Source organism: Devosia sp. Z6_126, from assembly GCF_058133495.1.
Map to the genome: position 1 here is coordinate 255,817 of NZ_JBYUNO010000004.1, position 22,425 is coordinate 278,241.

A 22,425-nucleotide genomic window follows, 5' to 3' on the forward strand; every position below is an offset into this window, starting at 1 on the left:
AAGATGGGAGGGTGTTCGGCAGTGCTGGGATCGGCGGGCAAGCCGCTCAGAGAGTCAGCACGAAGCGGAAGAGCGCATCGCCTTCCCACCACATGGGGAAATTGGTGCCCCATTTGTTGTTATAGAGATTGACCCGCAGTCCGGCAGAAAAATCTGGCACATCAGGCTGGAACGGCAGGAAGGGCGAGCCGGCCGGGGCGACGAGGGCGGCGTCGAGCAGGTCAAGCGTAATCTCGCCAATTGCACCCTTGGCCCGAACCGCCTCCACCACTTGAAGCTGACCGCCGCCCTTGCGGACGATGGCCCTCGAGTCGTGCCAGAGTCCCAGCTTGCACAGGTACCAGTTGCTGAGGCCTGCAGGGCTGAACTGGAGGAAGCCAGCTTCGGGCATGCGGTTGGCCGGCTTGTTGCGCAAGATAAGGCGGATCTCAACCTGCCGCTCGCCGAGACCATGTAGCGCAATTTCGCACTGAGCCGGCGCGCCGAGTTCGGCATGAGCTTGGGGGGGCAGGGTGGCCATGGCCGTGCTGACGCCCGCTACCCCAACCAGGCTTGGGACGAAACTGGCGGTGCGCGCAGTCCTGGCGGTTTGCAGGCCGGGCTTGTCGTGGTCGAGAATGGCCCAGATTTCGCGATGCTGAAGATAGCTGTCGAGGTGCTCCTGCAACGCTGCCCAGTCATAGCTTTCGTGGCTATAGCCGAGCAGGAGCCCGTTCTGCCCCTCAATGCGCGAGCCTGCGGGCGATAGCAGCGCTCGAATCCCGCCGGTGACTGGATCTAGATCCGCGACCCAGCCGGCATCGCTGATGCGGTTGCCAGTTGCACTTGGCACCGGCGCAGCGCCCGGCAAAGTTTCTGCAAGTGCGGCTTCGGCGATCTCCCGATCGATGGGCTGGAGCTCTGCCAGTGCGGTATCGAGATAAGTGCGCTGCTCGGCCCAGGATTGCTCGGTATAGCTGAAGCGATAGTCAGTTGCGCGTGCCTGTTCGAAGCCGACCCGATCCCAGGCCGTTTCGTCGCGCAGATAGGTCTTGATGTCGACGCCCCAGGTATGTTCCGCCACCATGGCGAGGCCGCGGCCAAAGGCGCGGCGCTCGGTCGTCGGTTCGCCAATCCAGCTGTCATGGAGCCGCTGCAGAGCGCGAAAACGCGCCAGCTTGTGCGGGTCGCTCGCCGTGCCATGGATCCAGCTATCGCCGATCTCCTCGGTGACTACGGGAAAGCTGTCTCGCCGCTCCCACATCAACTCGCCAAAGGCATTCAGGGTCGAGGCGGTAATGGTCGAGCCGGGATTGGCGTGCTGGATGTGGCGGAGCGTTTCTACCGTCTGCGGCACGCTTTGCGGCCCGATATTGTCGGCGGTGTGGGCAAAGCTGAGCCCAATATCGTGGCCGGCGGGAAAGTCGGTGGCGCCATAGGAGCCTTGATACATCACTACGATTTCCGCACCGCCCGGGGCGCGCCAGCGGAAAATCGGCGGCACGTCGGGAACCGGGCTCGCGGTATTAACCCCCAGATGCAGGAAGTGCACCCCGGCGGCGGCGAGCAGCGGGACCATGCCCAGCGTATGTCCCGGCACATCGGTCATCTTGGCCGCCGTGGTGGTGCGGCCGAAGCGGCGGTTGAGTTCCTCGGAATAGGATAGCCCGGCTTGGAACAAGGCTGGCGACATGAGCTCGGTATGGGTGGTGAAGGGCAGGGCGTGCCAGGTGATCAGCCCGCGTCCGATGGCACGCTCCAGGCGCTTGACACGCTCCCAGTCCTGGGAATGGAGGTGATCCCAGATCAGCCAGGCGCCCGTGGTCCAGATAAATGCGGGATAGACGGGATTTTCGGCAAAAAAGTGCTCCCCCGTCCGGATCGCCTGGGGAATAAACTGTTCATGATATTGCTCGCGAACCCGCGCGGCGTGGTCGGTAAAGCCGATATCGAGATGGGTCTTGAAGATCAGGTGAATATGTTTGGCCATGGAGTTCAACCAACCGTTCCACGCACGATGAGCCTGGTGTTTAGGGTTTCGTGAAACCCCGCAGCGTCGGGCTCGTTAAGGCGGCGCAGAATCAGACGCACCAGGGCACTGACCCGCTCGTCTAGGTCGAACTTGACCGTGGTCAGGTTGTAGCTTTTCCAATGGGACTGGGCGATGTCGTCAAAGCCTACGACCTTGACGTCCTGAGGCACGCGCAGGCCGAGTTCATGACGCAGCGCATCGATAACCCCGAAGGCGCCGACATCGTTGGCGGCGAAAATCGCATCCGCGCTGTCGCGAACGCGAAAGAAGTTCACCGTGGCCTGGTAGGCGGTGTCATAGCTATAGTCGCCCTTGATCACGACTGGTGGAGGCAGGCCGCGTCGCGCCATCACCTGTTCGAGGGTGTGCTGCCGCGACGCGTTGGCGCGAGATCCGCGCGCTCCCGAAAGATAGGCGATGCGCCGCGCACCATAACCCTGCAGCAGGGCAACCGCCTGATCGATCCCATCCCAGTGCAACACGTTGAGCCGGTCATGCATAGGGCCGCTGCTGGGCTGGTCGGCGGCACCGGGCGCGGGATAGTGCACATAAATGGGCACCGCGCGGCCCATGAACCGGGCCAAGGTGCTCGGCTTGACGTTCTCGACAAAGGCAATCACGGAATCGGGGTTGTGGCCCCGCATCGTGGCCAGCAGCTGCTCGTCCATGGAGTAGTCGGTGCGCGTCTTGAACAGGAGGGTGGCAAAACCCTCGTGCTGCAGTGCAGTGGTCAGCGCGTCAATCTCCTGGCTTTCCCAATAGGCGTAGACGTCGGGCACGATGATGCCAACTAGGTGGGAGCGCCCGCTGACCAGCGCACGGGCAGCTCGGTCGGGAGTGTAGTCCAACTCCTTGGCGATGCGCAGGATCAGTTCGCGCTTGGCGGGCTTGAGCGACGCATGGGGATTAAAGGCGCGGGACACGGCAACCCGCGAAACATTGGCGCGCGCTGCGACCATTTCCGCAGTCGCCCGGCCGCGAAGGGCCCCACCTAATTCGTTCAAACGCGCCTCCCGTCATCTGCCAAAAAGATGAAAGCGTGTACAAACCTCTGGGCGCAGCGCGTCGATCTGTCAAGAATAGCCCATTGAGCACGAGCTGGCTTTTCGTCGGTAATCGTCACTGGAACGTCACCAATACATGCCATCTGGGCTGCCGGGACTCAATGGGGCCGCAAACGGGGCTGCGAATCTCCGCATTGACGTTCTGTGATAACGTGTTCATTCTCGCTGGGCTGGTGGAGCACAGGTACTGTCCGACGCCCCGGCCAATATAGGGCTACCGGAGAATTCGGAGCCACCACATGGGAGGTTTTGCAATGAGCAATCGTTGGCGTGCAGTTGCGCTTGGTGTGGCCGGGGCAGCAGCCACGGCTATTCCGGCTTTTGCCGTTGATCTCGATGTCACCTGCCGTTGCGTGATTGGTGGCGTCAACAGCGGCACGGCCGAGTGGATCGAAAACAGCGTCATCCCGGCTTTTGAAGCGGCGCATCCCGACGTCGATGTCCGGCTCAATCAGTTCGGCGGCGAGGACGCGCAGCTCACCCAGCAGCTGGCGCTGGATTTCTCGACCGGCGCAGGTCCCGATGTCTCTGCCTTCGATGGCTTCCTGATCCCCTCCTTTGTGGAAGGCGGCTTGCTCAAGCCATTGAACGCGGTCGCCGGTGAAGCGGTCGATAGTTGGACGGGCTGGGCGGCGCTTTCGGAGGGATCGCGTGCGCTGATGGCCTATCAGGGCGATTATTACGGCATCCCGCTGGGGACCGATGTGCGTATGCTTTATACGCGCAAGGATATCCTGAGCGAAGCGGGGATCGATGCAGAGAACTGGCAGCCCGCCTCCTGGGACGACATTCTGGCGGCAGCACGAGCGATCAAGCAGGTCAAGCCGGATAGCTTCCCCATTCAACTCAACGCCGGCGTTGCCATGGGCGAGGCCACCACGATGCAGGGTTATTGGCTGGCGCTGCTCGGCACCGGCGAGGGTGTTACCGACGAGAGCGGCAAGTTCATTGTTGCCAGCCAGGGCATTCTCGATACGCTCAACCTTTACAAGACCATCTATGTCGATGAGCAATTGGGTGATCAGCGCGCCCAACTCCTGGCCGATGGGCGGAACCGCTCCTTTGCCAATTTCCGCGACGGCGTAACGGCGCTGTTGTTTGAGGGCGACTATTTCTATCGCTCCGTGACCCCCGAGGGCTCCGAGTTCGCAGTGCCTGATCGTGATGCCGTCCTCGGGTGGGCCAAGATCCCGGCCAAGGCGCCCGGCGCTGGCATTCGCGGGCAGGATTTTGTCACCATCTCAGGCGGTACCGGGTTTGTCATCAACCCGGCAACTGATGCACCCGCCGAGGCATGGGCGTTCCTGTCGTTCATGAACGAGCCCGAGCAGCTAGCCGCCTTCCAGGCGATACAGCCGCGGATCACCGCGCGTACCGATGTTGAGATTCCCAATAATCCATTCCTGACGGAAACCAGCCAGGCGCTCCTGCCGCTGACCACCGCACGCCCAAACGATCCCAACTACAATGCGGTGTCGGCTGAGATCCAGCGCATGACCGAAGCGGTGGTTTCGGGCGAACTCTCGCCCGAGGATGCAATGGCTCAATACGGGTCGGCGGTTATTGCGATCGTCGGCGAGGAAAACACCGTCAGTCTGCTCTAGCCCTCCCAGGCGCTGGGCGCGCTGGAGCAATCCGGCGCGCCTGCTCTCACACCGTGAGGTGCTTTGCCCGGGCAAAGCCTCGAACCAGCCGGTCAGCGCAACAGGGTTTGTGCCAGCCTCTCATCCTCACGCCGGAGCGGCCGAGCTCTAGTTTGACTTCTGACTACGCGGGGCCAGCATGACCACCGAGACCACCGCAGCTCCCCGCAAGCGCAAGCCCCGCAACTTCGCCCTTTTGTCGAACTGGGCGGGAGCGGCGTTCCTTACGCCGGCGGGGATCCTGGTGTCGGTGTTCGTGATCGTGCCCTTCTTTTGGGTGATCTTTGTTTCATTCACCAACCGAACGCTCCTGGGTCGCACCGCGCTCAATCCCGAATTTGTCGGCTTGGGCAACTATCTCACCCTGTTTGATCCGGCGACCTTCTTTCAGCGCGGGCAGTTCGGCTTCTCGCTGATCCTGACGACGCAGTTCGTGCTCGCCTCGGCGCTGCTCGGCCAGGCTTTGCTTGGCCTGCTGCTGGCCTGGCTGATCCAGACCGTGCCGCCCTGGGTCAAGCGCATCACCGAAACCTTTGTCATTGCCGCCTGGATTCTGCCTGAGGTTGTCATCGGCTTTGCCTGGTTCGCGTTTCTCGATCGAGACCAGGGCACGCTGAACATGATCCTAGAAGGCGTTGGCCTGCCGCCGGGCGACTTCCTCCTTCAGCAGCCCTTCTGGGTGATCGTCGTCTTCAATACCTGGCGGGGCGCGGCCTTCTCCATGATGCTGTTCAGCTCGGCATTTTCGTCGATTCCGCCCAGCTATTTCCAGGCGGCCGATGTGGCGGGTGCTTCGAGCTGGCAAAAGTTCCGCGACATCGGGCTGCCGCTGATCCGCGGGCACATCGTCACCGATCTCATCCTCATCACCATGTGGACGTTCAATACCTTCACGCCCTTTCTGCTCACCAATGGCGGGCCGAGTTATCGGACGGAGCTGGTGTCCATCTACAATTACCGGGTCGCCTTCCAGGACTTCCAGTTCGGCAAGGGTGCGGCCGTCGGCGTGATCATGATGCTGATCAACCTGGCTTTTGCGCTGATCTATCTCAGCATCGGCCGCAAGAAAAAGGTGCGCTGAGCATGGGCCTCACCATTCCTGCCTTTGTCGGTCGCATCGCCTTTTCGGCACTGGCGGCGCTGATCGGCGTCGTCTTCGCACTGCCCTTGCTGTGGTTCCTGTTCGCCCCATTCAACGCCCGCGCGGAACTGGGGCTGGCGGTGCCCGACCCCTGGACGCTCTCCAACTTCTTCACTGTCTTTGGCAATTCCTATGCCGTGCAGGCGCTGTGGAACAGTTTCATCCAGGCGATCGGCGGGGTGATCCTTGTGGGTGCGGCGGCAACGCTTGCCGCTTATGCCCTGAGCCGCTCCTCGATCCCCGGCAAGGGGGCGGTTACCTATATCCTGCTGCTGTTTTCCTCGGTCGTCTCGGGTTCGGCCGCCATGGTGCCGATCTTCCTGATCATCTCGGCCGCCGGGCTCATGGACACGCATCTGGCTGTCATCCTGACTTTTGCCGGTGGCCTGCTGCCGACGGCGATGTTCATTCTGCGCGACTTCATCGACTCCATCCCCAAGTCCTATGAGGAGAGTGCGATGGTGGCAGGTGCTTCCCCCGTGCAGGCGTTTTTTGATGTTGCGCTGCCGGTGATCCGTCCGGGGATCGTCGTCATCGTTGTGTGGAGCTTCGTCAATATCTGGGGCTCGTTCCTGATCCCCTTCATCCTCTTGCGCAGTGACAGCAACATGCCGGCCTCGGTCGCGATCTATTCGTTCTATTCGGAGGCCGGCACGCCCATTGTGACGCTGTTGGCGGCCTATTCGCTGATCTACTCGCTGCCGGTGATAGCGCTTTATCTCTTTGTCAGCTGGAGATTCGGCTTCCGGTTCTTTGGCGGCATCAAGGCTTAGGTTACATGGCATCAGTCCAGTTCAAGAACATCACCAAGCGCTTCGGCGAGTTCAATGCCGTGAGCGATGTCAGCTTGGATATCGGGGATGGCGAGTTCGTTTGCCTGCTCGGGCCGTCCGGCTGCGGCAAAACAACTTCGCTGCGCATGATTGCGGGACTTGAAACCCCGAGCTCCGGCCAGATCCTGATCGGTGGCGAGGAGGTCACGGGCCTCCACCCCAAGGACCGCAACATCGCCATGGTGTTCCAGGACTACGCGCTTTATCCGCATATGAACTTGGCCGACAACATCGCCTATCCACTCAAGGTGCGCGGCGAGTCCGTTGCCAACCGGCACGGGCGCGCCAAGGAAGTGGCCGATGTGCTCAAGATCGGCCATCTGCTCGGCCGGCTGCCGAGCCAGATTTCGGGCGGCCAGCAGCAGCGTACGTCGCTCGCGCGGGCGCTGGTGTATCCGGCCAAGGTTTATCTGTTCGACGAGCCGCTTTCCAACCTCGACGCCAAGCTGCGCCTCGAAGCTCGTGGCTTTCTCAATCACCTGCAACGCGACATGGGCATTACGGCCGTTTACGTGACCCACGACCAGGCGGAGGCCATGGCGCTGGCGACCCGTATCGCGGTGATGGACGCCGGGCGCATCGTGCAATATGCCCCGCCGATCGAGATCTACCGGCGGCCTGCCACCACTTTCGTGGCCAACTTCGTCGGCAATCCGCCGATGAACCTGATCGAGGTCGAGGGCATGCACGGCGACGGCATGCTGCGCCTCTCGGCCGATGGTCTGACCATCGCGGCCTTGCCGATGAGCGACGCCATTTGCAAGGCGCTGGCACAGGGGCCCAAGCTCACCATGGGCGTACGCCCCGAACATCTCGGCATTGCAACTCCTGGCAGCGCCAACACCATCACGGCGCCCTTGTTCGCCAACGAGAATATGGGTCCGGAGAGTCTCGTCACCATTGATCGCGGGCAAGGGGTGCGTGCTACGGCCCGCATCTTCACCGACGAGCACCTAGACCTTGATGAAATGGTCACCCTCGGCTTCTCGCTGGAGCATGTGCATTTGTTCGACGGCGCCCAGAACCGTATTCCCGCTGCGGGGGAGGATCGGGCGTGAGCCAGACCATCACTGCCCGGGTCACCCCGGCCGAGCAGGCTCGGAACCCCTATTTCTATCTTCCCTTTGAAGTACCCGAGGGAATAACCCGCATCGACGTGACCCTCGTTTACTCCAAGGCCGAGGACTGCGTCATTGATCTCGGCGCCTTTGATCCGCGTGACACTGGCTATCCCACCCAAGAGGGCTTTCGCGGCTGGAGCGGCGGGGCGCGTGAGAGCTTCTTCATCGCCACCGATGATGCGACGCCCGGCTATATGTACGGCGGGATCCAGCCCGGTACCTGGAAAATCGTCCTTGGGCTCTACAAGGTTCCGCCCGAAGGTGCGCAGGTCAGCGTCACGATCAGTCTCGATGCTACGCCCCGTAAGCTCGCCCCGCAGCCCGCCCGAACCTTGCCCGTGCGGGAGGGGGCCGGATGGTACAGAGGGGATCTGCATTGCCACACCTTCCATTCCGACGCCCGCGGCGCGCCCGAACTGCTCCATGCAGCCGCCCGGCAGGCCGGGCTCGACTTCCTCGCGGTTGCCGACCACAACACGATCAGCCAGCGCCGCTATTTTCACCCGCAATCCTCGACAGACCTCATCTTTGTGCGCGCCATGGAGGTGACCACCGCCGTGGGGCACGCCAATGTTTTTGGCGTGGATGACTGGATCGACTTTCGCATGACGGCGCCAGCCGACGCGCATGTGCTGGCTGACCTGGTGCACCGACGTGGCGGGCTGTTGTCGATCAACCACGACAAGCCCACCATTCCCTGGGACTACGAATTTCCCGCCGCCGATTGCCAGGAAGTGTGGCAATCGACCTGGCTGGCCTGGAACTGGATCGCGCTGGAGCGCTACCAGCAGCGGCTCGCCTCCGGCCTCAAGCTGTCGGCCATAGGCGGGTCGGACTTCCACCAGCCGGACCGCCTGCTGCCGGAGGGTCCCCTAGTGCTGGCGCGTCCGACCACGGTGCTTTGGCTGCCCCAACTCAGCGAAGACGCTGTTCTGGCCGCGATGAGGTCGGGCCACGGCTATGTCACTGAAAGCCCGAGCGGCCCGCATCTTGAGATCAGCGCCGGCCCCGTCGCGATGGGTGGCACCGCCGCCAGCCTTGCTGCCATCGACGTCCGCGTCAGTGGCGCCGCGGGCGATGAACTGGTGCTGATCGACGCCGCCGGCCGTGTCGCCCGCACCGAGATCACCAGCGACGACTGGCGCACCACTGTCGCACTGTCTGCGCCACAAAAATTCGTTCGGGCGGAAATCATCGCCGGGGCGAGCCGTGCGGCCCTTGTTGACCAGTTCACCGCCGCGCTCGAGGGCCGCGAACTGCCCTGGCAGCTCAAGGGGGCGGATCTGCTCGATCAACCCATTCGTCGTGCCCTCAGCAATCCCATCTATCTCAGGTCTTGAACACCATGCTTATCGGCAACGCCCCTTGTTCCTGGGGCATCAACTATCCCACCGGCAACCGCTACACCTGGCAGCAATATCTCGATGAAGTGGCAGAGGCTGGCTATGCCGGGACCGAGCTGGGGCCGTTTGGCTTTTTGCCCAAGGACGCCGCCCTGCTCAACGATGAGTTGGCCAAACGCCAGCTGACGCTGATCGGCGCCACCCATGTGCACACTTTTGGCGATGCCACGACTGCTGCGCAGTTCACCCAGACCCTGCGCGAATTGGCGGACCTGCTTGCCAAGCTTGGCGCGCGGCACCTCGTGATCATGGATGAAAGCAATTGGTATCCTGAAGGGCAGGAGGGTGTGCTTGATGCGCCGGCTTGGCACGGGCTGATTGGCATGGTCCGGGATGCCCAACAGCTGGTCGAGGGTGAGTTCGGCCTCAAGCTCAGCTTTCATCCACATGTCGGCACCGCAGTGGAGCGGGAGGATCAAATCGACCGGCTGCTGCACGACACCGAGATTGACCTTTGCTTCGACACCGGCCATCACGCCTTTTGGGCGCAGGACCCGCTCGCCTATATGGAAAAGGTCTTCCCCCGCATCGCCTATATGCATCTCAAGAACGTCGACCCCGTCGTGCGGGGCTGGATGCTTGCTGGAGAGCTTTCGATCGCGGATTCCTACGGCGCCGGCATCATGTGTCCGCTGCCCGATGGCGTTGTCGATATCGCCGGCGTGATGGCTTTCCTCCAAGCGGGCAATTTCGCCGGACCCGTTGTGGTGGAACAGGATGTTGCCGCTAACGCCGCTGAAACGCCAGTGCAGCTAGCCGCGCGCAATCTTGCGTTTGTGAAAGGAATTGGGGAATGACCACTCCACTCAAGGTCGGGCTGATCGGGTTGGGGGAAGTCGCCCAGCTTATGCACCTGCCGCTCCTCGCCGATGACCAGCGCTTCGCCATCACTGCAATCAGCGATGTTTCGCTGAGCCTTCTCGACTATATTGCCACCCGCTACGGTGTCCCCTCGCGACACAGCACGGCTGACGCGCTGATTGCCGATCCGTCTGTCGATGCCGTCTTTATCCTCACGCCCGATCATCTCCATGCCGAGCTGCTGGAAAAATCCATCCGGTCGGGCAAGCATGTCTTTGTGGAAAAGCCGGCCTGCCTGACGCTGGAACAGTTGGAGCCGATCCTGTCGGTGCCGCGCCGCGACGGGCAGATCGTCTTTGTCGGTTACATGCGCCGGTTCTCGCGTCCGTTTCTCGAGCTCAAACGGCGCCGTCCGCCCCTGGCGGCCATCCGGCATGTGCGGGTGCGCGATATCATCCGCGAGGCACCGTTCTTTGTGGGCCAGACCCGCAATGTGTTCCGGCCCAGTGACGTTCCGGCCGAGGTGATCGCGCAAGGTCGGGCCAGCACGCAAGCCATGCTCCGATCGGTTATGGGCGAAGAGTGCCCGCCCGAAACTCTGCGCGCCTATCAGGTGCTGACTGGCCTTTCTTCACACAGCTTTTCCGCCATGCGAGATCTGTTGGGCCCGCCCAAGGGCGTGCGTTATGCCACCCAGCACAACGGCGAGACGGTGATCGCCCTGTTTGACTACGGCCACTTCACCGCGCTTTATGAGGCCGTGATCGATGATGTCTCGCGCTTTGATGCCGGCATCGAAGTGCTGACACGGACCCAGCACTTCAAGCTCAACTACGATACCCCCTATATCCGCAATCTGCCCACCCGGCTGGAGATCACGACCTCCTCGGACACGGAAACCGGCACCGAAATCATCGGCCCCGTTTATGAGGATCCGTTCCGGATCGAGCTCAATGCGTTTCTTGATAGCGTCAGCACCGGCCAGCCGCCGCGGACGGGACTGGAGGATTCGCTCGAAGACCTCAGGCTGTTCCGGGAGGTCGGGCAACACTTCCGGCGCTAAACCACGCGGCGGCTTGCCGCCAGCGGCAGCCGCGAGTCGCTGGGTATTTTGGAATGTATGTTCCGCGTTGACAAAGCAGCAGAACCGGGATTTCCTCAACTCAGCCGGATGAATGGGCCACGAAGAGCCCCGGTTGAGGGGGAGTTCCGTTGTGGCGTCCCAGTTCGCAATCAACCACATATTTGTGCCGCAGCCGCGGCTTGGAGACCTTTGGGCCAGTGCCCTGGAGGCGCGGCTCGATGCCTGCTGTTCCCCAGGCGCTTCGCAGTTTCCCATGATGGAGGGGCGGGGCAGTCGAGGGCGTGAACGTCGGAGATTTCAGTTCCCGCCAAGGGACATCCGGAACAAAGGGGCGAGACCGGACGCCTGCTCTGTGGAGGAGACGAGGACATGAACAAGATCGCGCTGGCCGCACTGGCCACGACCATGCTGTCGACCGGCTTTGCCGGTGCTGCCCATGCTGAAACCGTGGGTGTCAGCATGGCGGCCTTTGACGACAATTTCCTGACCGTGCTGCGCAATGGCATGGCTGATTATGCAACGACGCTGGAGGGGGTCGAACTGCAGGTGGAGGACGCCCAGAGCGACGTTTCCAAGCAGATGAGCCAGATCCAGAATTTCATCGCTTCAGGCGTGGACGCCATCATCGTCAATGCAGTGGATACGGATGCGACGGCTCCCATGTCCCAGCTGGCCGCTGATGCCGGCATTCCGCTGGTTTATGTGAACCGGCAGCCGGTGAACCTCGATGCGCTGCCCGAGAACCAGGCTTTCGTTGCCTCCAACGAAGTGGATTCCGGGACCCTCGAGACCAAGGAAGTCTGCCGTTTGCTCAAGGAAGCCGGCAAGACGGAGGCCAATGTGGTGGTGATGATGGGCGAGTTGTCCAACCAGGCGGCCCGCCAGCGCACGCAGGATGTGCATGATGTGATTGCCACAGACGAATGCTCGTTCATGACGGTTGTGGAAGAGCAGACTGCCAACTGGTCACGCCAGCAGGGGGCCGATCTCATGACCAACTGGCTTTCGGCCGGCATCCAGTTCGACGCGGTCATCGCTAATAATGACGAGATGGCCATTGGTGCGATCCAGGCCCTCAAGGCCGCGGGTACCGACATGGACGCCATGATCGTGGGCGGGGTGGACGCGACCCAGGATGGTCTGGCCGCCATGGAGGCCGGGGATCTCGATGTCACCGTGTTCCAAAACGCCGCCGGACAGGGCCAGGGGGCGCTCGATGCGGCCCTCGCCTTGGCCCGGGGCGAAGAGGTTGAGCGGGAAGTCTGGATTCCTTTTGAACTCGTGACCCCCGACAACCTCGCCGAGTACCAGAACAAGAACTAGGCACTGTTTCCCGCTCCCAGAGAGCGGGCCGAGAGCAGGGGGTCCGTTGCCGGATGAGCTGGCTCAACGGGCCCCGACCTTTGGCGCAAGGAAGGGAGGCGGGGCGATGGTTAGTCCACAGACGATGCGCGCCGTTCGCGAGAGCGGGGCGGTGCCCAATTCGCCGTTTCTTCTGGAGATTGCCCATGCCCGCAAGGAGTTCCCGGGGGTGGTGGCGCTGGACGATGTGTCGTTGCAACTGCGGCGCGGCACCGTGCATGCGCTGATGGGGGAGAACGGGGCAGGCAAATCAACGCTGATGAAGATCATTGCCGGGATCTACACGCCCGATAGTGGCTCGGTGCGGCTGCGGGGGCAGGAGATCCGCCTCAAGTCCCCGCTCGATGCGCTCGAGAACGGCATTGCCATGATCCATCAGGAACTCAACCTGATGCCCTATATGACGGTGGCGGAAAATATCTGGATTCGGCGCGAGCCGCTCAACCGCTTCGGGCTGGTTGACCATCGCGTACTCAACCGGCGGACGCAGGAGCTGTTTGATCGGCTCCATATCGACATCGACCCAGAAGTGCAGGTTTCGAGTCTCACGGTGGCCAGCCGCCAGATGGTCGAGATCGCCAAGGCAGTCTCCTATGAGAGCGATGTGCTGATCATGGACGAGCCCACTTCGGCCCTGACCGAAACGGAAGTGGCGCATCTGTTTGCGATCATCCGCGACCTGCGCAGCGACGGGAAGGGCATTGTCTACATCACCCACAAGATGAGCGAGCTTTTCGAGATCGCCGACGAGGTCTCGGTGTTCCGGGACGGACGCTATATCGGCACCCATCCTGCGGCAGAGGTCACGCGCGACGAGATCATCCGCATGATGGTGGGCCGCGAGATCACCCAGCTCTTCCCCAAGGAGGAGGTGCCGATCGGGGAGGTGGTGATTTCGGTCAAGGACCTCGCGCTCGAGGGGGTGTTCGCCGACATTTCGTTCGACGTGCATGCCGGGGAAATCCTGGGCATTGCGGGCCTTGTGGGTTCGGGGCGCTCCAATGTCGCCGAAACGATCTTTGGCATCACGCCGGCCACTGCGGGCACGATCGAGGTGCGGGGAGAGCAACTGGATGTCACCTCGCCCACGGTCGCGATCCATCATGGCATGGCGCTGATCACCGAGGATCGCAAGGAGACGGGCTGCCTGCTAATGCTCGACATTCAGGAGAACATGCAGCTGGCGGTGATCCAAGACAGGTTCACCCGCGCAGGCTTTGTGCAGCAAGGGCCGCTCAGCCGCGCCTGCGAGGAGATGAGTGCCAAGTTGCGGATCAAGGCGCCGAGCCTTGAGGAGCGGGTGGAGAATCTGTCGGGAGGCAACCAGCAGAAAGTGCTGATCGGCCGCTGGCTGCTGACCGGACCCAAGATACTGATCCTCGATGAGCCCACCCGCGGCATCGATGTGGGGGCCAAGGCCGAGATCCATCGGCTCGTGACGCAACTGGCGCGGCAGGGCGTGGCGGTGATCATGATTTCCTCCGAACTCCCGGAGGTGCTGGGCATGAGCGACCGCATCATGGTGATGCATCAGGGCCGCGTCACGGGGATCCTCGATCGCGCCGAAGCCGATCAGGTCAAGATCATGGACCTGGCTGCGCGATGAGTGAGCACTGCAACACGGCCGCAGGAAGGACCTGAGCCATGACCATCACATCCGATACCATGGCCCCGCCGCGCGTCCGCCGGCGCCGCTTGCCAACGGAACTCTCGATCCTGTTGGTTCTTGTTGGCATTGCCCTCACCTTTGAGGCCTTAGGCTGGATATTTATCGGCCAATCCTTCCTGCTCAATCAGCAGCGCCTCACCATCATGATCCTGCAGGTTTCGGTGGTGGGGATCATCGCGGTGGGCGTCACCCAGGTGATCATCACCGGCGGCATCGATTTGAGCTCTGGCTCGGTGGTGGGCATGACAGCGATGATTGCCGCGAGCTTTGCCCAGAGCGCCGATTGGGCGCGGCCAGTTTATCCGGGGCTGGTCAGCCTTCCCGTCGTGGTGCCGATCCTGATCGGGCTGGCGATCGGCACGCTGGCCGGGGTGATCAATGGCTCGCTGATCGCCTTCACCAAGATCCCGCCCTTTATTGCCACGCTTGGTATGATGGTTTCGGCGCGGGGTGTCGCCAAATGGTACACCAAGGGGCAGCCGGTTTCGGGGCTTACGCCAGAGTTCACCTCGATCGGCTTCGGGATCTGGCCGGTGCTGATCTTTTTGGGGGTGGCGCTGATCTTCCACATCGCGCTGCGCTATACGCGCTACGGCAAGTTCACCTATGCCATCGGCGCCAACCCGCAGGCGGCGCGCGTATCCGGCATCGATATCGAGCGCCACCTCATCAAGGTTTATGCCATTGCCGGCATGCTGGCGGGGCTCGCGGGCCTTGTCACCGCGGCCCGGGCGCAAACAGCGCAGTCGGGCATGGGGGTGATGTATGAACTCGATGCCATCGCTGCCGCCGTGATCGGCGGCACGTCGCTGGCGGGCGGGCAGGGGCGGATCACCGGCACGGTGATCGGTACGATTATCCTCGGGACGATGACGTCTGGATTCACCTTTTTGCGCATCGACGCCTACTACCAGGAGATCATCAAGGGCATGATCATCGTTGCGGCCGTGGTGGCCGACCAGTATCGCCAGCGCAAGCGCAAGAAAGTCTAGGATTGGCGCAGCGCGCCAACTCCCCTTCCATCACGATGCCGCTGGTTTCATCCGGTGGCATCCTGAAATCTCGGCATCGACCGCGGCGCATGGCCGGGTTATGCGCCGAGCAGAGTTGAACCAGCCGCGTCAGGAGCCTGGCGCACATTTCGGAGACTACACATGACGGTTCGTTTCGGCCTTCTGGGTGCTGGCCGCATTGGCAAGGTGCATGCCAAGGCGATCACTGCCAATTCCCAGGCGAAACTGGTGGCGGTGGCCGACGCCTTCCCGCAGGCTGCCGGCGATCTGGCGGGGATTTATGGCGCCGAGATCCGCAGCACTGAGCAGATCCGCGACGCCGCCGATATCGATGCGGTGGTGATCTGCACGCCCACCGACACCCATGCCGATCTGATCGAGCAGTTTGCGCGTGCGGGCAAGGCGATCTTTTGCGAGAAGCCCATCGATCTCGATGTGGCTCGGGTGCGGGCATGCCTTTCCGTGGTGGATGCGGAAGGCGCGACCCTGATGGTGGGCTTCAACCGCAGGTTCGACCCGCACTTCACCGCGGTCAAGGAGGTGATCGACCGGCACGAGATCGGGCAGGTGGAGATGGTCACTATCGTGTCGCGCGATCCCGGGGCGCCGCCGGTCGATTACATCAAGCGCTCGGGCGGCATTTTCCGCGACATGACGATCCATGATTTCGACATGGCGCGGTTCCTGCTGGGCGAAGAGATCGAGAGCGTTACCGCGCAGGCCTCCGTGCTGGTCGATCCGGCTATCGGAGAGGCCGGTGATTTCGACAGCGTTTCGGTGATGCTGCAGACCGCCACGGGCAAGCACGCCACGATCTCCAACTCCCGGCGGGCCACCTATGGCTATGACCAGCGCATCGAGGTGCATGGCTCCAAGGGGTCGGTCGCCGCTGAGAACCAGCGTCCGGTGTCAATCGAGGTCGCCAATGCCTCGGGCTATACCCGCCCGCCGCTGCACGACTTCTTCATGACGCGCTATACCGAAGCCTATGCGCGCGAAATCGAGGCCTTTATCGATGCCGTGCAAGCCAAGGCACCGGCGTCGCCGAGCGGGCTTGATGGATTGATAGCGCTGGCGCTGGCCGATGCGGCGCTCCGATCCGTGCGGGAGGGCCGCACGGTCAAGCTCACTGAAATTCTGCCCAACAGCTAAGCGCTATTTCAGCAGCCACTCATGCTCAGGCGCATTGTGGAATTTCCAGATGCGCTTGGGCCCGGCCATGACGTTGAGATAATAAAGGTCGTAGCCGGCGGTGGTCGCCACAGGATGGTAGCCGCGCGGCACGAGCGTGACGTCGCCATCCTCGATCACCAGCGCTTCATCAAGGCTGCGATCATCGGTGTAAACCCGCTGCATGGCAAAGCCCTGGGGCGGGTTGAGCCGGTGGAAATAGGTCTCCTCCAGCTGGCTTTCATGAGGGAGATTGTCCGTGTCATGTTTGTGGGGCGGGTAGGACGAGGTGTTACCCTGGGGGGTGATCACTTCCACCACCAGCAGCGCGTTAGCCGCGCCGTCCTCCTCGGGCATGATGTTGTAGACATGCCGGACATTGGCGCCCTTGCCGCGGGTAATGCGGGGATGCCGGCCCGGCTCGATTACCTGGGCGGTGTAGGCGCCGCCGCCGGGGGCCGAGCAGACCGCCAGTTCCAGCGGGGTGGTGGCGTCCACGACCCATTCGCTGCCCATCGGCACATATACGGCCCAGGGTGCGCCCTCGAAGGGCGACATGCGCTCGCCGAGTTCCCCCAGATCGACCCCATCCACCGAAACGCGGGCCTTCCCGCTGACGAAGACGAGGCAGAGTTCGTTGATGCCCGCCTCGCCGCCCGCCACCTGGCCGGCCTCAAGCTTGTGGAGGGCGAAACCGACATGGCTCCAGCCCGCCGAAGCGGGGGTTACATCATGTACCAGGCCCGTCTTGGCCATCGGGCGGACGCGTAGACTGCTCTGGCTCATTGCCGGGCTCCTGCTTGGGGAAGGCGTAGAAGTAATTGTAGAGGAAGTAGGCCAAGGCGGCACCGACCAGCACACCCCAGAACGGCTCCTGGTTCCAGACCCATTCCCAGGCGCACCAGATCACCAGAAAGATGGCGACGGCCACGCGGCGCCAGAGGGGCTGGAACCAGGAAATGTCGTTGGATTTAAGCGCCACGCGCGAGCCTCCTGCGGGGGAACTCCCCCCTTTTTCTTACGGGAAAGCCTGCCCGTTGGGAAAGCCTTGTGTTTCCACAGTGTAACCCGCGGCGGTCATGACGCGCATAAGTTCGGCATGACCAATTTGCGCCATCCGCAGTGGCGGGTTCTGGCGCGGGTCCTGCTCGGCTTCCACCACAAACCAACCTTCATAACCGTAATCGGCCAAGCGCTGCACGATGGCGCCGAAATCGAGCGAGCCATCGCCGGGCACGGTGAAGGCGCCAAGGGCTACGGCATCGAGGAAGGACTGGCGCGAGCGATCAAGCGCCTTGATGACCTCGAGGCGGACATCCTTGACGTGGACATGATTGATGCGGGCGTGGTGGTTGTCGATGGCGCGCAGCACATCGCCGCCGGCGAAGGCCAGATGGCCGGCGTCGAGCAGCAGCGGAATGCCGGGGCCGGAATGGCGCATGAAGGCGTCGAGTTCGGCCTCGGTTTCAACCACCGCGGCCATGTGGTGGTGGTAGCTCAAGGGCATGCCCTGGTCGGCGCACCACTCGCCAAAGCGGGTGACCCGGGCGGCATAGGCCTTCATTTCATCGTCGGAAAGGCGCGGCTTGGTGGCGAGCGGCTTGGAGCGGTCGCCCTGGATGGAGCGTCCGACTTCGCCATAAACGATGCAGGGCGCGCCCACGGCCTTGAAGAGCTCGATCATGGGGGCGATGCGGTCCTGATTGGCGGCCAGTTCCTCATCCACGAGGGTGCCGGAAAACCAGCCGCCGCAGAGCGTGACATCGGCGGCCCGCAGGATCGGCAGCATGGTGGCGGGATCCTCGGGGAAGCGGCGGCCTTTCTCCATGCCGGTGAACCCCGTCGAGCGCGACTGGCGCAGGCATTCCTCGAGCGACACATCATCGCTCAGTTCGGCGAGGTCGTCGTTCCACCAGGCGATGGGGGACATGCCAAGCTTGGCTTTCATGTTTTTTGCCTTCTTTGCTGCCACGCCCTCGTGGTTCGAGGGTCGCTGCGCTCCCGCCTCACCATGAGGGCTACTGGGGCGCTGAGTTGGTACGAGCTTCCGATGGTCCTCGTTGTGGGGGGCGAACTCTTCGCGAGCCTCGAACCACGAGGACGTGGCACCTAGCCGACCTGCTGGGCCTTGAGCGTTGCCACATAGGCTTCGCGAGCGGCGTTGACCTGGGGGCGGTCGCTGACCTCGGGCACGGCGACGTCCCACCAGTGCCCGCCCGCTTCTGTGGCGATCAACGGATCGGTGTCGATGACGATCACCGTGGTCTGGGTGGAGGTTTCGGTTTCCTGCAGCGCCGCTTCCAACTCGCTGATGGAAGCCACCTTGCGCGAGACGGCACCCATGGCGGCGGCATGGGCGGCAAAGTCGATATTGGGCAGGGTGGTGTGCTGGGTGTCCTTGAGAAGGTTGTTGAAGTTGGCTCCGCCGGTGGCCATCTGCAGCCGGTTGATGCAGCCAAAGCCGGCATTGTCGAGCAGCACGATCGTAAGCTTGGCGCCCAGCATGATGGCGCTGACGATTTCGGAATTGAGCATCATATAGCTGCCATCGCCCAGCATAACGACGACGTCATCCTCCGGGCGGGCGAGCTTGACGCCGAGGCCGCCGGCGATTTCGTAGCCCATGGTCGAAAAGCCGTATTCCATGTGGTAGCTGCCGGGGCCTTCGGCTTTCCAGAGCTTGTGCAATTCGCCGGGCAGACCGCCCGAGGCACAGACCAGGGTGGCGCCGGGGCGGGCCCGCTGCACGGCTCCGATCACCTGGGCGTCGGAGGGCAGCTCGGCATTGGTGGCTGCGGTGACGGCGTCGGCTGCGATGAGCCATTCGTCTTTTTCGGCATGGGCCTTGTCGGTCCATTCGGGGTCAGCCTGCCAGCCGGTCAGGGCGGCGTTGAGCGCTTCGAGGCCCGCGCGGGCATCGGCGACGAGGGGTAGGGCGGCGTGCTTTTGCGCATCAAAGGGCTGCACATTGAGCCCGATGATCTTGAGGTCGGGGTTCTTGAACAGGGCCCAGGAGCCGGTGGTGAAATCCTGCAGCCGCGTGCCGACGGCCAGCACCACATCGGCCTCCTCGGCGAGCTTGTTGGAAGCGGAACTGCCCGTGACGCCGACCGAGCCCATGTTGAGGGGGTGATCGTGGGGGAGGCTCGATTTGCCGGACTGGGTTTCCATTACCGGCACGCCATAGCGTTCGGCAAAGTTGCGCAGAGTGTCGGTGGCCAAGGAATAAAGCGTGCCGCCGCCCGAGATGATCACCGGCTTTTTTGCGTGGAGCAGCGCCGTGGCGGCTTGGGCGAACTCGTCGCCATCGGGCATGATGCGGCGGACCGTCCAGATCTTTTCGGCAAAAAAGCTCTCGGGATAGTCATAGGCTTCGGCCTGCACATCCTGGCAGAGGCTGAGAGTCACCGGGCCGCATTCGGCCGGATCGGTCAGCACCTGCATGGCGCGGCGCAGGGCGGGAATGATCTGCTCGGGCCGGGTGATGCGGTCGAAATACCGGCTCACCGGGCGGAAGCAATCATTGGCCGAAGTCGTGCCGTCGCCCCAGTTTTCGACCTGCTGCAGCACGGGATCGGGGAGGCGATTGGCAAAGACGTCGCCCGGCAGGAGCAGCAGCGGCAGGCGATTGACATGGGCAAGGGCGGCAGCCGTGACCATGTTGAGCGCGCCCGGGCCGATGGAGCTCGTGACAGCCATGAAGCGGCGGCGAAAGCTCGCCTTGGCAAAGCCGATGGCGGCATGGGCCATGCCCTGCTCGTTCTGGCCGCGATAGGTGGGCAGGGTGTCGCGGACGCCATAGAGCGCCTCGCCGATCCCCGCGACATTGCCGTGTCCGAAAATGGCGAACACACCGCCGAAGATGGGCACAGTTTCGCCGTCGACCACCGTCATCTGCTTGGTCAGGAACCGGGCCACGGCCTGGGCCATGGTTAGTCGAACAGTTTGCTGGCTCATGATCTTTGTCTCGGTTCCTGCGTCTGCAATGTGGTGCCCCTTGGGATCAACTCGGCAGCCTGATGCTTTCAGCCGGCCACCTCAAGCCGCCGGCTTTCGCCCAGCCGCTCCCATACTTCCACCAGCGCGCCGAAGCGCTGGGCCATGTCGGCGACTGCCTCCTCGTCGCTCATGGTGCCGGCGAGCCATTGTCTGGCCGCGTCCGCGAAGATGGTGCGGCCCACTGCAAAGCCTTTGACCCACCGCGAATTGCGAGCGGTCGAGAAGCCAGCTTCCAGCACATCGTGCGGCGCTTCAAGGCCCAGCAGCACCACGCCCCGGCAATAAGGGTCGTTGCCTTCGATCACGGCGTCAATGGCAGACCAGGCCGCGGGGGTCTTCTGGCTTTCGAGCTTCCACCAGTCGGGCTTGATGCCAGCGGCATAGATCTCGCTCATGGCGCGGCTGATCGTATCGTCGGCGACGGGGCCGTGCTTGCCGGCAATGATCTCAACCAGAATGTCGCGTCCGACCTTGCGGGCGGCCTCGTAGGCGGTGCGCAGCTTGTCGATCTGGTCACGCTTCAGATCGGCGGGGTCGTCGGGGTGGAAAAAGCAGAGCACTTTGAGGCAGTGGTCGACTGGCCAATCCACGAGGCGGGAGCCAAGGTCCTGGCTGAACTCGAAGCGCAGGGGCCGGGAGCCGGGCAACTCGACGGGGCGGCCAATCCAGAAGTCGGGCAGGGCGGCCGCGGCGAACAGGGCATCGCGGCCATATTTGTCGTCGAGCAGCATGCCAAAGCCGGGACGGCCGTTGGCGATGGCGGCAGCGGCCTTGACGGCCAGGGCCTTGAAGGCGGGGATGCGGGCCAGCTGTTGCGGGTCGCCGCCGGCAAGATCCTCGAGCTGGCTGCGGTGATCAATGGCCAGGGCCATGAGGCTGGGGATCTGGCGGCGACGTGTCGTGGCCCAGTGGATGTGGTTGAGCTCGGCATCCTTGCGGAGGGCGCGGTCGGAGCTGCCCTTGGCGAGGAAGTGGTTGAGCTCGGTCCAGCTGGGATATTCGGGCGAGCAGAGGAGGCGCGACACGGCGAAGGCGCCGCAGGCATTGGCCCAGGTGGCGCTGGTGGCATGATCCTCGCCGCGCAGCCAACCGCGAAGCCAGCCGCTCATGAAGGCATCGCCGGCCCCCAGGACATTGTAGACTTCGATGGGAAAGCCCTTCCCGACAATGCCGTCTTCGAGGTTGTCGGGAATGGGGCCGTCATAAACGATGCAGCCCATAGGCCCGCGCTTGAGCACGATGGTGGCGGAGGAGAGAGCGCGGATGGTGCGTAGAGCCGCGGACAAGTCGGCCTCCCCCGAGGCGATCAGCACTTCTTCCTCGGTGCCCACGATCAGGTCGCAATCGGGCAAGACGCTCTTGTATTTTTCGCTAACGACATCCGAGGCAACATAGCGCGAGAAGCCCGCTTCATGCCCGGCCAGGCCCCAGAGATTGGGGCGATAGTCGATGTCGAAGCCGACGCGGGCGCCATGGGCTTTGGCCAGGCGGATGGCCTTTTTCTGCGCCGCCTCGCTGTCAGGACGGGAGAAATGGGTGCCCGTGACGATCACGGCGCCAGCCGAAGCGATGAAGCTTTCGTCAATATCGTCCTCGGACAGCGCCATGTCGGCGCAATCGGTACGGTAAAAGATCATGGGCGAGACGCCCTCGGCTTCTACCGACAGCAGGACCAGGGCGGTGAGGCGCTCGGGATCGGTATGAACGCCGGTAGTCTGCACGCCTTCGCGTTCGAGCTGTTCGCGGATGAAGCGGCCCATCTGTTCGTTGCCGACCCGAGTGATCAGCGCCGATTTGAGTCCCAGCCGCGCGGTGCCGACGGCGATATTGGCGGGGCAGCCGCCGACGGATTTAGCGAAGCTGCCAATGTCTTCGAGGCGGGTGCCGATCTGCTGGCCGTAGAGGTCAACGGAGGCGCGTCCGATGGTGATGACGTCGAGGGGTTTATCCCCGGTGCTGGGGTTCGAACTCCTCACAGCGATCCTCCCATTCGGCTTGGCCGATTTGCAGTCATGCAGCGTGCTGCTTGACCTTTTGAAACATGGGTTCTGCGCTGCGTCAACATGGAACTGCCGTTCCAATCGAGAGGGCTGGAGCCTCCATGCGGATGC

Annotated in this window: 18 protein-coding genes; 11 read left to right on the plus strand and 7 right to left on the minus strand. The window is 62.9% G+C overall.

The annotated features are described in order from the left end of the window. Positions 1–46: 46 nt before the first annotated feature. On the minus strand, positions 47–1,969 hold the full coding sequence (locus tag AC3YOG_RS18070) for a DUF5054 domain-containing protein (protein ID WP_489936073.1): 1,923 nt from the start codon (positions 1,967–1,969) through the stop codon (positions 47–49). 5 nt (positions 1,970–1,974) lie between these two features. Next, positions 1,975–3,015 carry a LacI family DNA-binding transcriptional regulator gene (locus AC3YOG_RS18075; protein ID WP_248305302.1) on the minus strand — a complete coding sequence of 347 codons (1,041 nt, stop codon included), beginning with the start codon at positions 3,013–3,015 and terminating at the stop codon, positions 1,975–1,977. A gap of 314 nt (positions 3,016–3,329) precedes the next feature. Here AC3YOG_RS18075 and AC3YOG_RS18080 point away from each other — a divergent pair, with 314 nt between their 5' ends. The 11 genes from AC3YOG_RS18080 (at position 3,330) to iolG (ending at position 16,297) form a co-directional block, all read left to right on the plus strand. Beyond that, positions 3,330–4,679, plus strand: a complete 1,350-nt coding sequence (locus AC3YOG_RS18080) for an extracellular solute-binding protein (RefSeq protein WP_489889158.1) — start codon at positions 3,330–3,332, stop codon at positions 4,677–4,679. Positions 4,680–4,857: 178 nt separating this feature from the next. Next, on the plus strand, positions 4,858–5,799 hold the full coding sequence (locus tag AC3YOG_RS18085; RefSeq protein WP_489936074.1) for a carbohydrate ABC transporter permease: 942 nt from the start codon (positions 4,858–4,860) through the stop codon (positions 5,797–5,799). 2 nt (positions 5,800–5,801) lie between these two features. Further along, entirely contained in the window at positions 5,802–6,632 is an 831-nt protein-coding gene (locus AC3YOG_RS18090; protein WP_489936075.1) for a carbohydrate ABC transporter permease, read from the plus strand. Between the two features lie 5 nt (positions 6,633–6,637). Then, positions 6,638–7,750, plus strand: coding sequence for an ABC transporter ATP-binding protein (locus AC3YOG_RS18095; protein WP_489936076.1), 1,113 nt, complete (start codon positions 6,638–6,640; stop codon positions 7,748–7,750). Further along, the gene (locus tag AC3YOG_RS18100) at positions 7,747–9,153 is read left to right on the plus strand and encodes a CehA/McbA family metallohydrolase (protein ID WP_489936077.1); all 1,407 of its coding nucleotides are present in this window, start codon (positions 7,747–7,749) and stop codon (positions 9,151–9,153) included. Before AC3YOG_RS18095 ends, AC3YOG_RS18100 begins: the two co-directional genes overlap by 4 nt. A 5-nt stretch (positions 9,154–9,158) precedes the next feature. Further along, positions 9,159–10,013 (plus strand): sugar phosphate isomerase/epimerase family protein, encoded by an 855-nt coding sequence (locus AC3YOG_RS18105; protein WP_489936078.1) that lies wholly within the window; start codon positions 9,159–9,161, stop codon positions 10,011–10,013. After that, entirely contained in the window at positions 10,010–11,080 is a 1,071-nt protein-coding gene (locus AC3YOG_RS18110; protein ID WP_489936079.1) for a Gfo/Idh/MocA family protein, read from the plus strand. The genes AC3YOG_RS18105 and AC3YOG_RS18110 overlap by 4 nt, the downstream gene beginning before the upstream one ends. A 426-nt stretch (positions 11,081–11,506) precedes the next feature. Continuing rightward, a complete protein-coding gene (locus AC3YOG_RS18115; protein ID WP_489936122.1) occupies positions 11,507–12,424 on the plus strand; it encodes a sugar ABC transporter substrate-binding protein in 918 nt (305 codons plus the stop codon). Between the two features lie 106 nt (positions 12,425–12,530). After that, complete coding sequence (locus tag AC3YOG_RS18120) at positions 12,531–14,069, plus strand: sugar ABC transporter ATP-binding protein (RefSeq protein ID WP_489936080.1); 1,539 nt, start codon at positions 12,531–12,533, stop codon at positions 14,067–14,069. Positions 14,070–14,107: 38 nt separating this feature from the next. Then, the gene (locus AC3YOG_RS18125) at positions 14,108–15,124 is read left to right on the plus strand and encodes an ABC transporter permease (RefSeq protein WP_489936081.1); all 1,017 of its coding nucleotides are present in this window, start codon (positions 14,108–14,110) and stop codon (positions 15,122–15,124) included. 162 nt (positions 15,125–15,286) lie between these two features. Continuing rightward, positions 15,287–16,297 carry an inositol 2-dehydrogenase gene (gene iolG / locus AC3YOG_RS18130; RefSeq protein ID WP_489936082.1) on the plus strand — a complete coding sequence of 337 codons (1,011 nt, stop codon included), beginning with the start codon at positions 15,287–15,289 and terminating at the stop codon, positions 16,295–16,297. A gap of 3 nt (positions 16,298–16,300) precedes the next feature. Here iolG and iolB read toward each other — a convergent pair whose 3' ends face one another. From iolB to AC3YOG_RS18155, 5 genes are all read right to left on the minus strand, one after another. Further along, the gene (iolB, locus tag AC3YOG_RS18135; protein ID WP_489936083.1) at positions 16,301–17,101 is read right to left on the minus strand and encodes a 5-deoxy-glucuronate isomerase; all 801 of its coding nucleotides are present in this window, start codon (positions 17,099–17,101) and stop codon (positions 16,301–16,303) included. Further along, positions 17,046–17,297, minus strand: coding sequence for a hypothetical protein (locus AC3YOG_RS18140; protein ID WP_489936084.1), 252 nt, complete (start codon positions 17,295–17,297; stop codon positions 17,046–17,048). The genes iolB and AC3YOG_RS18140 overlap by 56 nt, the downstream gene beginning before the upstream one ends. Positions 17,298–17,333: 36 nt before the next feature. Beyond that, positions 17,334–18,263 (minus strand): myo-inosose-2 dehydratase, encoded by a 930-nt coding sequence (iolE, locus tag AC3YOG_RS18145; protein ID WP_489936085.1) that lies wholly within the window; start codon positions 18,261–18,263, stop codon positions 17,334–17,336. A 161-nt stretch (positions 18,264–18,424) separates the two neighbouring features. Then, complete coding sequence (gene iolD / locus AC3YOG_RS18150; RefSeq protein ID WP_489936086.1) at positions 18,425–20,272, minus strand: 3D-(3,5/4)-trihydroxycyclohexane-1,2-dione acylhydrolase (decyclizing); 1,848 nt, start codon at positions 20,270–20,272, stop codon at positions 18,425–18,427. Positions 20,273–20,340: 68 nt separating this feature from the next. After that, on the minus strand, positions 20,341–22,290 hold the full coding sequence (locus tag AC3YOG_RS18155; RefSeq protein ID WP_489936087.1) for a bifunctional 5-dehydro-2-deoxygluconokinase/5-dehydro-2-deoxyphosphogluconate aldolase: 1,950 nt from the start codon (positions 22,288–22,290) through the stop codon (positions 20,341–20,343). Positions 22,291–22,425: the final 135 nt, after the last annotated feature.